The sequence below is a fragment of the Lelliottia sp. SL45 genome (genome assembly GCF_026672535.1).
In the GTDB taxonomy this organism is placed as follows: domain Bacteria; phylum Pseudomonadota; class Gammaproteobacteria; order Enterobacterales; family Enterobacteriaceae; genus Enterobacter; species Enterobacter nimipressuralis.
Genome location: NZ_JAPPRH010000003.1, coordinates 618,144 through 629,908 on the forward strand (window position 1 = coordinate 618,144; position 11,765 = coordinate 629,908).

Here is an 11,765-nt window from a genome sequence, read left to right on the forward strand (position 1 = left end):
CCTTTTTTAATGCCGTCGCGATTAGAACGCGTAGTTAAAGTTGGTACCGAACAGCCAGGCTTTACCTTCAGATTTAAAGGTGTACGCAGCAGGGCCTTCACCCTCGGTGAAGCTGACGTTCTGACCGTGCATATAAGAAGCACCCACATCGATAGACGCATCGTCGTTAAACGCATAAGTCATACCGGCGCTCAGCCACAGACGGTCCTGATCCGGGATAGAAATGGAGCGTTTGTCCGCAGGAACCGGGCTGTCATCGAACGCGATACCGGTACGGAAGGTCCAGTTCTTATCGTAGTAGTAGGTCGTACCCAGCGCGATACGATAAGCATCTTTGAAGCTTTCATCTTTATAGAACAGCGTCTGACCGTCGTTGCCGGTGGCTTTCAGCTCCTGGAACTGACTCCAGCTGGTGTAGGTCAGGCTGTAGTGGACAGCCCACTGCGGTGCCACGCGGTTATAACCAGACACTTCCCACATTTCTGGCAGGTTCAGCGTCAGCGCGCCGCTCTGGGTTCTGCCGCCGGTGCCCGCTGGCAGACCGGTCAGGCCCATGCTGGCGAAGATGTTGCTCAGGTTCGGGTCAATGGAGCTTTTATAGTCGCCGTCGAAGTCGATTTTCACTTCAGAACGGTAGGTCAGACCCCAGCGGTTGTTTTTATCCAGCTCATAAAGGATACCGGCGTTCCAGCCGAAGCCCCACTCGTCACCCTTAAGGTAGGCAATCTGGTCGTCCGGGGAGTTAATACCGTCCAGCATGGATGGAGGCACCATCCCCTGCAGTTGGCCTGCCAGCAGTGGACCGAGTGAACCCGCATAGCGCTCGATTTTGGCTTTCGCGTAAACCGCATCAAAGCCCACACCGAAGCTCCAGTTGCTGTCCAGACGATACGCGCCGCTCAGATTGAGGTTGATGGTCTGCAGGTCAGTCTTACCGCCATAAATGCCGGCCGCGTAGCTGTCGTTAAACTCTGTTGCCAGACCATAGTTGGATGTGACGGATGCGCCCCAGCCAAATTGATCGTTGATTGGCATAACAAAGTGCATGTTAGGTACCCACGCGACGGGCGCGATGTTGTCCTGGTTAGCACTCTGTCCGGTTAAATTGGATTTCCCGGTAACGTTCACATCAGGATCAATATAAACGGCACCCATTGAGAAGGTCGGGCGATCAAACATAGTGATCAGCGCCGGGTTACGGCTCACGTTGCCTGCGTCATCGGCAATCGCACCTTCCCCAGAATATGCACGGCCAAGGCCAGAGGAAGAAAATTCGTTAAGCTGGAAGCCCGCTGACCAGGCGGAGGTTGATACGATTGCCACTGCGACTGCCAGCGCAGTCTTTTTGAACAGGGTTTTCTGGCTCATGACCATAACCTCATTGAGTTATTTTTATGCAATATATGTTACATAGAGTAACAGGAGCGCGAAGTGTAGGGTCTGCGGTAACACTTAGAAATCAGACCAGTGGCGAGAGTATAGGTCGGACCAGATGGGATGTTGCAAGTATGTTTCTGAAGTTTTTCAAAGATGTTTTTTGAAACGAGATCTCTGTGGCAAAAATGCGACCACCGGCACTCAGCAGAAAGGGTGATTTTTGCGTTAGATCATTTTTTAGTGTGATAACGGTCACTTATCCCCGTTTGCGCCATTAACGGCTGGAGAGACCCACGGCCAGGGCGTAAAATATCAGCAACGTGTTTATCTCGCGCTGTGCGCGAATGCAGAGGAACTTGAGCTATGAGTAAATGCAGTGCTGATGAAACCCCGGTTTGCTGCTGTATGGATGTCGGTACCATTATGGATAACACCGATTGCACCGCGTCTTACAGCCGCGTATTTAGCAAACGTTCGGATGCAGAAGAAACCTTAGCCGCGCTCACCAAACGCGCGCGCGACGTGGAATCCGATCCCTGTGAAATCAAATCCACCTTCACGGAAGTGGACGGTGGCGTGAAGCTTGATATCGATTTCATCTTTGCGTGTGAAGCTGAAACCCTGATTTTCCAGCTCGGTCTACGTTAATTTCTCCGTAAAGTTGCCGGGTGATTTTTTACTTACCCGACCTGCAGTTTCGTAGTCCGGGTAAGGCAAAGTCGCGACCCGCAAAAAATACCTCAAATGCCCCTGTGACCCAGGGGCATTTTCTTTTCTTCTCTGTGTCTTAGCTCGCACTTTTTCGCTTCCCCGATTGGCTCTATGTAAAAAAATGGTTAAAACTGTTATCAGGTCAGACCACTTTGCGCTTATGTCATTTACAGGGGACTTTTATGAGTCAGGCACTACCGCTCGTCACCCGCCAGGGTGACCGCATTGCCATTGTCAGCGGATTACGTACTCCGTTTGCACGTCAGGCGACGGCATTTCACGGAATACCGGCTGTCGATCTGGGGAAAATGGTAGTGGGGGAGATGCTGGCTCGCAGCGAAATACCCCCAGAGGTCATCGAACAACTGGTTTTTGGCCAGGTCGTCCAGATGCCGGAAGCACCCAATATCGCCCGCGAAATCGTGCTTGGGACGGGAATGAACGTCCATACCGATGCCTACAGCGTCAGTCGCGCCTGTGCGACCAGCTTCCAGGCCGTCGCTAACGTAGCGGAAAGCCTGATGACCGGCACCATTCGCGCCGGTATTGCAGGCGGGGCCGACTCCTCTTCCGTTCTGCCGATTGGCGTCAGTAAAAAGCTGGCCCGTGTGCTGGTGGACGTCAACAAAGCCCGCACCATGGGGCAGCGTCTCAAACTATTCTCCCGCCTGCGTCTGCGCGATCTGGCGCCGGTGCCGCCAGCGGTCGCGGAATATTCTACCGGCCTGCGAATGGGCGATACCGCAGAGCAAATGGCGAAAACCTACGGCATTACCCGCGAACAGCAAGATGCCCTGGCGCATCGCTCGCATCAGCGTGCCGCGCTGGCGTGGTCCGAGGGAAAACTGGCGGATGAAGTGATGACGGCCTATATCCCGCCGTATCGCGAACCGCTCAGTGAAGATAACAATATCCGTGGCAGTTCGACGCTGGCTGATTATGCAAAATTACGTCCGGCGTTTGACCGCAAGCACGGTACCGTCACGGCGGCGAACAGCACGCCTTTGACCGATGGTGCGGCGGCAGTGATCCTGATGACCGAGTCGCGGGCAAAAGAGCTGGGGCTGGTGCCGCTGGGCTACCTGCGCAGCTACGCCTTTACCGCTATCGATGTCTGGCAGGATATGTTGCTGGGACCGGCCTGGTCCACGCCGCTGGCGCTTGAGCGCGCCGGATTAACGCTGTCTGATTTAACTCTTATCGATATGCACGAGGCTTTTGCCGCGCAGACGCTTGCCAACTTGCAACTGCTGGCCAGCGAACGCTTTGCCCGCGATGTGCTGGGCCGCGCGCATGCCACGGGCGAAGTGGACGAGAGCAAATTTAACGTGCTGGGCGGATCTATCGCATACGGCCATCCGTTTGCTGCCACCGGCGCACGCATGATTACGCAAACGCTGCATGAGCTTCGCCGTCGCGGCGGAGGTTTTGGTCTGGTCACCGCCTGTGCGGCGGGTGGTCTGGGCGCGGCGATGGTTCTGGAGGCTGAATAATGGAAACCACTTCCGCTTTTGACCTGAAGGTCCGGCTGGACAATATTGCCGTCGTCACCATCGATGTGCCGGGCGAAAAGATGAATACCCTGAAGGCCGAATTCGGCGTTCAGGTGCGCGCGATCCTCAGGCAAATCCGCGAAAACAAAGACATTCGCGGGCTGATTTTTATCTCAGCCAAACCCGATAACTTCATCGCCGGTGCAGATATCAACATGATCGCCCGCGCCAGCAGCGCGCAGGAAGCGGAAGAGCTGGCCCGACAGGGGCAGCAGATCATGGCCGAGATCCACGCATTACCGATCCCGGTGATCGCGGCGATCCACGGCGCCTGCCTGGGCGGCGGCCTGGAGCTGGCGCTGGCGTGTCACAGCCGTATTTGTACAGATGATGCGAAAACCGTGCTCGGTCTGCCGGAAGTGCAGCTCGGTCTACTGCCGGGGTCCGGTGGCACCCAGCGTTTACCGCGTCTGATTGGCGTGAGTACCGCGCTGGAAATGATACTCACCGGTAAACAGCTTCGACCACGTCAGGCTCTGAAAGCCGGGCTGGTGGACGAAGTGGTTCCCCATTCCATTTTGCTGGACGCGGCCGTTGAGCTGGCATTAAAAGGGCGGCAAACGAGCCGTCATTTGCCGGTTCGCGAGCGTATTCTCGCCGGCCCGCTAGGGCGCGCGCTGCTGTTTAATGTGGTCGGCAAGAAAATGGAACAGAAAACCAAAGGCAACTACCCGGCGACCAAACGCATTCTCGAGGTGATTGAAACCGGCCTGGCACAAGGGAGCAGCAGCGGTTATGCGGCTGAGGCCAAAGCCTTTGGCGAACTGGCGATGACGCCCCAGTCGCAGGCACTGCGCAGCATCTTTTTTGCCAGTACCGACGTAAAAAAAGATCCCGGCAGCGAGGCGTCACCGGCGCCGCTGGCCTCTGTAGGCGTTTTGGGCGGGGGATTGATGGGCGGTGGCATTGCATTTGTCACGGCCAGCAAAGGCAAATTGCCTGTACGAATCAAAGACATCAACGCAAAGGGCATTAATCACGCATTGCAATACAGCTGGCAGCTCCTTGATCAAAAGGTTAAACGCCGCCATATCAAAGCCAGTGAACGCGACAGAGAGCTGGCGCTGATTTCAGGCACCACCGACTACAGCGGTTTTCACCATCGTGACCTGGTGATTGAAGCCGTATTTGAAGATCTGGCGCTGAAACAGCAGATGGTCGCCGACGTGGAACAGCACTGCGCGCCGCACACCATTTTTGCCTCGAATACGTCGTCGCTGCCGATTGGCGATATCGCCGCACGTGCCGCGCGACCGGAGCAGGTAATCGGTTTGCACTTCTTTAGTCCGGTGGAAAAAATGCCGCTGGTGGAAGTCATACCTCACGCTTCGACGAACGCTCAAACGGTGGCCACGGTGGTGAAGCTCGCCAAACGGCAGGGCAAAACACCGATTGTGGTGGCCGACAAGGCCGGTTTTTACGTCAACCGCATTCTCGCGCCTTATATTAATGAGGCGATGCGCCTGCTGACGGAAGGCGAGAAAATCGAACACATTGACAATGCGCTGGTCAAGTTTGGTTTTCCAGTTGGCCCAATCCAACTTTTGGATGAGGTTGGAATTGATACAGGCACTAAAATTATACCTGTGCTGGAAGCTGCTTATGGAGAACGGTTTAGCCCGCCTGCAAACATTGTTTCTACGATCTTGAATGACGATCGCAAAGGCAGAAAAAATGGACGGGGCTTCTATCTTTACGCAGTTAAAGGGCGTAAAAGCAAGAAACAGGTCGACCCCTCGGTCTATGGGCTTATTCACGCCAACGGCCAGGGGAAGTTGTCCGCACAGCAATGCGCTGAGCGCTGCGTCATGATGATGCTCAACGAAGCGGCTCGTTGTTTTGACGAGCAGGTCGTTAAAAGTGCGCGAGACGGCGATATTGGTGCCGTGTTTGGTATCGGTTTTCCACCTTTCCTGGGTGGCCCGTTCCGCTATATGGATAGTCTTGGCGCGGGTGAAGTGGTGGCAATATTGCAGCGTCTGGCTTCGCTTTATGGTCCACGGTTTACGCCGTGTGAACAATTAATGCGCATGGCAGAAAATAACCTGCACTTTTGGCCAGCAGAGGAAACTGACCCCGTAACTTAAGGTCAAACAAGAGTATATCTGACGGTGAATGAACCTGTTTTGGCTATTTTGTAAACAGATATTGACTATACTTACGCCATTAAGGTAAAAAACAGCGTTTCATTCATCAGATGGATCAGGCACAATGCCCGGCCATCGGGTTTTCTACCTTTTTGATCTTTTCGCGGGTAGTGAACGCCGGTGATCCTGGTTAACAAAAGCGGTGCAATATGCAAGTTTTTATCATGCGTCACGGCGACGCGGCACTCGATGCTGCCAGTGACTCTGTTCGTCCTTTGACGACCTGTGGTTGTGACGAATCCCGTCAAATGGCGACCTGGCTCAAAGGCCAAAAAGTGGATATCGATCGTGTGCTGGTGAGTCCGTTCCTGCGGGCCGAACAGACGCTGGATGTGGTAGGGGAGTGTATGAACCTGCCGAAGAGCGTCGATGTTCTTCCTGAGCTTACACCCTGCGGGGATGTGGGTCTCGTCAGCGCGTATCTTCAGGCGCTGTGCAATGAAGGTGTCTCTTCCGCACTGGTGATTTCCCATCTGCCGCTGGTCGGCTACCTGGTGTCTGAACTGTGCCCTGGCGAAACGCCTCCGATGTTCACCACCTCCGCGATTGCCAACGTCACCCTCGACGATGCGGGCAAAGGGGTATTCAACTGGCAAATGAGTCCGTGCAACCTGAAGATGGCAAAAGCTATCTGACGTGACGAATGATCTGGCGGGTAGCCTGTGCCACCCGCCTGCCTGTCAGGGCAGCTCCGGTGGCTGCCACTCTTCTACTTCAATCAACACCAGCAGCGCGGCATCTCCGCCGTACTCTTTTGGCGCCTGATGAAAAGCCATCACGTGTGGATGCTGAGCCAGCCACAACGGCGTTTGCTGTTTGAGAATATGCTTTCCGTGGCCGTGCATCACACAGGTGCAGAACACGTGCTCGCGACGACACGCGGCAATGAGCGCGCCCAGCTCCTGTTTCGCCTGCATTTGCGTCAGGCCATGCAGATCGAGAAACAGCTCCGGCGAATAATCTCCGCGACGTAACTTTTTCAGCTCAAAATGGCTGACATCTTCCCGCACATATTTCACTGCCCCCTGCGTGTTCAGCAGCGGCTGAAATTCGTCTGAAAAATAGTGGCTGTTATCCGCCTGTTCCTGCAGCAGCCGTTTGACCGGCACTTCAGTCACTTTTTTGCGGATCGGGCGATGGACAATGGTGTCCTGGGTGATTTTGCGCGTCCCGCTCATGAGCTGGCGAAACAGCGTCTGATCCTCCTCGCTAAGCGGCATTTTCTTTTTCATTAGTCCGTCTCATCTCTTATTTCCCTTAGTTTACCTGAGGGAGGCGCAAGCAAAACGCATTTTTTCACCTCTCCCACGCCGTCCCGATGCTGATTTATCGCCGTCTTCATGGCAAACTAGCCGCCGAAAATTATGCAAGCATGCCCTGGAGAGAATAATGGATAAAATATTTGTCGATGAAGCAGTAAACGAACTGCATACCATTCAGGACATGTTGCGTTGGTCCGTCAGTCGTTTTAGCGCCGCCAACATCTGGTACGGCCACGGAACGGACAACCCGTGGGATGAGGCGGTTCAGCTGGTGCTGCCATCCCTGTATCTGCCGCTGGATATCCCTGAAGACATGCGCACCGCGCGTCTGACCTCCAGCGAAAAACACCGTATCGTTGAGCGCGTGATTCGCCGCGTCAACGAGCGTATTCCGGTCGCCTATCTCACCAATAAAGCCTGGTTCTGCGGTCACGAATTTTACGTTGATGAACGTGTGCTGGTGCCGCGCTCGCCGATTGGCGAACTGATCAACAACCACTTTGCAGGCCTGATCGACCACCAACCGCAGCACATTCTGGATATGTGTACGGGCAGCGGCTGTATCGCGATTGCCTGCGCCTATGCCTTCCCGGAAGCGGAAGTGGATGCGGTTGATATCTCCGCCGACGCGCTGGCCGTTACCGAACACAACATCGAAGAGCACGGTTTGATTCACCACGTGACGCCGATCCGCTCCGACCTGTTCCGCGACCTGCCAAAACTGCAATACGATTTGATTGTCACCAATCCGCCGTACGTGGATGCAGAAGACATGTCCGATCTGCCGAATGAATATCGCCACGAGCCGGAACTCGGTCTGGCCTCCGGTTCTGACGGCCTGAAACTGACGCGCCGCATTCTGGCCTGCGCGCCGGATTATCTGACTGACGACGGTATTCTGATTTGTGAAGTCGGTAACAGCATGGTACATCTGATGGAGCAGTACCCGGACGTGCCGTTCACCTGGCTTGAATTCGACAACGGTGGTGAAGGCGTCTTCATGCTGACCAAAGCGCAGCTCATCGCCGCGCGTGAACACTTCAGCATTTACAAAGATTAATCCAACGGGCTTCGGCCCGTTTCACATTGCTCAAACACAGAACAACGACAACGGAGCCGTGATGGCAGGAAACAGTATTGGACAATTATTCCGTGTAACGACTTTCGGCGAATCACACGGTCTGGCGCTGGGTTGCATCGTCGACGGCGTGCCACCTGGTATCGAACTGACCGAAGCGGATTTACAGCACGATCTCGATCGCCGCCGTCCAGGCACCTCGCGCTACACCACGCAGCGTCGCGAGCCGGACCAGGTCAAAATTCTCTCCGGTGTCTTTGAAGGCCGCACTACTGGCACCAGCATTGGTCTGCTGATTGAAAATACCGATCAGCGCTCGCAGGACTACGGCGCCATTAAAGATGTTTTCCGCCCCGGTCATGCCGATTACACCTACGAACAAAAATACGGTTTTCGCGACTATCGCGGCGGCGGACGCTCATCGGCGCGTGAAACAGCCATGCGCGTGGCGGCGGGCGCTATCGCTAAAAAATATCTGGCGCAAAAATTTGGCATCGTGATTCGCGGCTGCCTGACCCAGATGGGCGACATTCCGCTGGCGATCAAAGACTGGGATCTGGTTGAACAGAATCCGTTCTTCTGCGCGGATGCCGACAAAATTGACGCACTGGACGAACTGATGCGCGGCCTGAAAAAAGAGGGCGACTCCATCGGCGCGAAAGTGACCGTCGTGGCTGACGGCGTTCCGCCGGGCCTGGGTGAGCCGGTCTTCGATCGCCTGGATGCAGATATCGCCCACGCGATGATGAGCATCAATGCGGTGAAAGGCGTGGAAATTGGCGATGGTTTTGACGTGGTGGCGCTGCGCGGCAGCCAGAACCGCGATGAAATCACGAAAGACGGTTTCCAGAGCAATCATGCGGGCGGCATTCTGGGCGGCATCAGCAGTGGTCAGCAGATTGTGGCCAACATCGCACTGAAACCGACCTCCAGCATTACCGTACCGGGGCGCACCATTAACCGCTTCGGCGAAGAAGTTGAGATGATCACCAAAGGGCGTCACGATCCTTGTGTGGGTATCCGTGCGGTGCCGATCGCTGAAGCGATGCTGGCGATTGTGCTAATGGATCATTTCCTGCGCCAGCGCGCGCAGAATGCGGACGTGACGACCACCATTCCACGCTGGTAAACATGAAAAAAACCGCTATTGCTCTGTTGGCTCTGCTTGTCAGCGGAGCCAGTCTGGCAGCCACGCCGTGGCAAAAAATCACCCAACCGATCGCGGGCAGCGCCCAGTCGATCGGCGCATTTGCTAACGGCTGCATCGTTGGCGCGCAGGATCTGCCGCTGCAATCCGACACCTATCAGGTGATGCGTACCGACCAGCGTCGCTACTTTGGTCATCCGGATCTGGTGCTGTTTATCCAGCGTCTGGGCAATCAGGTGCATAACCTGGGGCTGGGGACGATGTTAATCGGCGATATGGGGATGCCAGCGGGCGGTCGCTTCAATGGCGGACACGCCAGCCATCAGTCCGGTCTGGATGTGGATATTTTCCTGCAACTGCCGAAAACCCGCTGGAGTTCGGCGCAGCTGCTTAAACCCCAGGCATTGGATCTCGTCGCCCGTGACGGCAAAAGCGTGGTGCCGTCTCTGTGGTCGCCAGATGTCTCCAGCATGATTAAGCTGGCGGCAAAAGATAACGATGTGACGCGTATCTTCGTCAATCCGGCGATCAAGCAGCAGCTCTGTCTGGACGCCGGAACGGATCGTGACTGGCTGCGTAAAGTGCGCCCGTGGTTCCAGCATCGCGCGCATATGCACGTGCGTCTGCGCTGCCCGGCCAACAGCCTCGAATGTGAAGATCAGCCGTTACCGCCGCCGGGAGATGGCTGCGGGGCAGAACTCCAGAGCTGGTTTGAGCCAGCAAAACCTGGAACCACCAAGCCTGAGAAGAAGACACCGCCTCCGTTGCCGCCTTCCTGCCAGGCGCTACTGGATGAGCATGTACTTTAATGGATAATTTCGTCGATCTGTTTATGGTGTCACCGCTGCTGCTGGCGGTGCTGTTTTTTGTTGCGATGCTGGCGGGATTTATCGATGCGCTGGCGGGGGGAGGCGGCCTGCTGACAGTGCCTGCGCTGCTGGCGGCGGGTATGAGTCCGGCCCAGGCGCTGGCGACCAATAAGCTGCAGGCCTGCGGCGGCTCGCTCTCTGCCTCCATCTATTTTATTCGCCGTAAAGTGGTCAGTCTTGCCGACCAAAAGCTCAATATTCTGATGACCTTTATCGGCTCTACCAGCGGCGCGCTGCTGGTGCAGCACGTGCAATCGGATATTTTGCGCCAGATTTTACCGATCCTCGTGATCTGCATTGGTCTCTACTTTTTGCTGATGCCAAAATTAGGGGAAGAGGATCGTCAGCGTCGTCTGCACGGTCTGCCGTTTGCCCTGATTGCAGGCGGCTGCGTCGGTTTTTACGATGGCTTCTTCGGGCCGGGTGCCGGTTCTTTTTATGCCCTGGCGTTTGTGACGCTGGCCGGTTTTAACCTCGCCAAATCTACCGCCCACGCAAAAGTGCTCAACGCCACCTCAAACCTGGGCGGTCTGCTGCTGTTTATCATTGGCGGGAAAGTGATTTGGGCGACCGGCTTCGTGATGATGGTCGGGCAGTTTTTAGGCGCGCGCGTCGGCTCGCGTCTGGTATTGAGCAAAGGGCAAAAACTGATTCGTCCGATGATCGTGATTGTGTCGGCGGTGATGAGTGCCAAACTTCTTTATGACAGCCACGGACAGGAGATCCTCCACTGGTTGGGGATGAACTCATGAACAGTACGCATAAATATGAACAGTTGATTGAGATCTTCGACAGCTGTTTTGCGGATGATTTTAATACCCGTCTGATTAAAGGCGACGACGAACCGATCTATCTTCCTGCTGATGCAGACGTGCCGTACAACCGGATCGTGTTTGCCCACGGGTTTTATGCCAGCGGTCTGCACGAGATTTCCCACTGGTGTATTGCCGGGAAAGCGCGCCGCGAGCTGGTCGATTTCGGTTACTGGTACTGCCCGGACGGGCGAGATGCCACGACGCAAGGGCAGTTTGAAGATGTGGAAGTCAAACCGCAGGCCTTCGACTGGCTGTTTTGCGTGGCGGCAGGTTTTCCGTTCAATGTCAGCTGCGACAATCTCGAAGGCGATTGCGAACCGGATCGTATTACCTTCCAGCGCCGCGTTCACGCGCAGGTGATGGAATATCTTGAGAAAGGCATCCCGGAGCGACCGGCGCGTTTTATCAAGGCACTACAGAATTATTACCACACGCCGGCAATAACGGCGGAATGCTTCCCGTGGCCGGAAGATCTCAACTGAGGAAAAAAGATGATCGCAGAATTTGAATCACGCATCCTGGCGTTAATTGATGACATGGTGGAACACGCCAGTGACGATGAACTGTTTGCCAGCGGTTATCTGCGTGGTCACCTGACGCTTGCTGTTGCCGAGCTGGAAGCGGGCGACGATCACTCACCTGAAGCGGTCCACGCTGAAGTGAGCCGTGGTCTTGAAAAAGCTATTCAGGCGGGCGAGCTTTCTCCACGCGACCAGTCACTGGTGCTGGGGATGTGGGACAATTTGTTCCAGCAGGCTAATCTGAAGTAGTGGCTTTTTGCCCGGTAGCGCTGCGCTTACCGGGCC

12 protein-coding genes are annotated in these 11,765 nt (G+C 55.4%); 10 read left to right on the forward strand and 2 right to left on the reverse strand.

Annotation, left to right across the window (positions count from 1 at the left end):
• Positions 1-21: 21 nt before the first annotated feature.
• On the reverse strand, positions 22-1,368 hold the full coding sequence (fadL, locus tag OVA10_RS08885) for a long-chain fatty acid transporter FadL (RefSeq protein WP_100779403.1): 1,347 nt from the start codon (positions 1,366-1,368) through the stop codon (positions 22-24).
• Between the two features lie 372 nt (positions 1,369-1,740).
• Here fadL and OVA10_RS08890 point away from each other — a divergent pair, with 372 nt between their 5' ends.
• The 4 genes from OVA10_RS08890 to sixA all read left to right on the forward strand — a co-directional run bounded on the left by OVA10_RS08890 (position 1,741) and on the right by sixA (position 6,423).
• Complete coding sequence (locus OVA10_RS08890; RefSeq protein ID WP_100779404.1) at positions 1,741-2,025, forward strand: YfcZ/YiiS family protein; 285 nt, start codon at positions 1,741-1,743, stop codon at positions 2,023-2,025.
• 245 nt (positions 2,026-2,270) lie between these two features.
• Entirely contained in the window at positions 2,271-3,581 is a 1,311-nt protein-coding gene (gene fadI, locus OVA10_RS08895) for an acetyl-CoA C-acyltransferase FadI (protein WP_100779405.1), read from the forward strand.
• The gene (gene fadJ / locus OVA10_RS08900; RefSeq protein WP_268195797.1) at positions 3,581-5,728 is read left to right on the forward strand and encodes a fatty acid oxidation complex subunit alpha FadJ; all 2,148 of its coding nucleotides are present in this window, start codon (positions 3,581-3,583) and stop codon (positions 5,726-5,728) included. Before fadI ends, fadJ begins: the two co-directional genes overlap by 1 nt.
• Positions 5,729-5,937: 209 nt before the next feature.
• Positions 5,938-6,423 carry a phosphohistidine phosphatase SixA gene (gene sixA / locus OVA10_RS08905; RefSeq protein ID WP_100779407.1) on the forward strand — a complete coding sequence of 162 codons (486 nt, stop codon included), beginning with the start codon at positions 5,938-5,940 and terminating at the stop codon, positions 6,421-6,423.
• Between the two features lie 45 nt (positions 6,424-6,468).
• Here sixA and smrB read toward each other — a convergent pair whose 3' ends face one another.
• A complete protein-coding gene (gene smrB, locus OVA10_RS08910) occupies positions 6,469-7,020 on the reverse strand; it encodes an endonuclease SmrB (protein ID WP_095282796.1) in 552 nt (183 codons plus the stop codon).
• A gap of 157 nt (positions 7,021-7,177) precedes the next feature.
• Between smrB and prmB the strand changes: the two genes are divergently transcribed.
• The 6 genes from prmB to OVA10_RS08940 all read left to right on the forward strand — a co-directional run bounded on the left by prmB (position 7,178) and on the right by OVA10_RS08940 (position 11,729).
• Positions 7,178-8,110, forward strand: a complete 933-nt coding sequence (gene prmB / locus OVA10_RS08915; RefSeq protein ID WP_102104928.1) for a 50S ribosomal protein L3 N(5)-glutamine methyltransferase — start codon at positions 7,178-7,180, stop codon at positions 8,108-8,110.
• A 61-nt stretch (positions 8,111-8,171) separates the two neighbouring features.
• Positions 8,172-9,257 carry a chorismate synthase gene (gene aroC / locus OVA10_RS08920; protein WP_248858833.1) on the forward strand — a complete coding sequence of 362 codons (1,086 nt, stop codon included), beginning with the start codon at positions 8,172-8,174 and terminating at the stop codon, positions 9,255-9,257.
• A 2-nt stretch (positions 9,258-9,259) separates the two neighbouring features.
• Complete coding sequence (mepA, locus tag OVA10_RS08925; RefSeq protein ID WP_123427166.1) at positions 9,260-10,084, forward strand: penicillin-insensitive murein endopeptidase; 825 nt, start codon at positions 9,260-9,262, stop codon at positions 10,082-10,084.
• Positions 10,084-10,896: a sulfite exporter TauE/SafE family protein gene (locus OVA10_RS08930; RefSeq protein WP_129035536.1), complete on the forward strand. Its 813-nt coding sequence runs from the start codon at positions 10,084-10,086 to the stop codon at positions 10,894-10,896. Before mepA ends, OVA10_RS08930 begins: the two co-directional genes overlap by 1 nt.
• The gene (locus tag OVA10_RS08935; RefSeq protein WP_102104925.1) at positions 10,893-11,441 is read left to right on the forward strand and encodes an elongation factor P hydroxylase; all 549 of its coding nucleotides are present in this window, start codon (positions 10,893-10,895) and stop codon (positions 11,439-11,441) included. The genes OVA10_RS08930 and OVA10_RS08935 overlap by 4 nt, the downstream gene beginning before the upstream one ends.
• Positions 11,442-11,450: 9 nt before the next feature.
• The gene (locus OVA10_RS08940) at positions 11,451-11,729 is read left to right on the forward strand and encodes a YfcL family protein (protein ID WP_100779413.1); all 279 of its coding nucleotides are present in this window, start codon (positions 11,451-11,453) and stop codon (positions 11,727-11,729) included.
• The last annotated feature ends 36 nt before the right edge of the window (positions 11,730-11,765 follow it).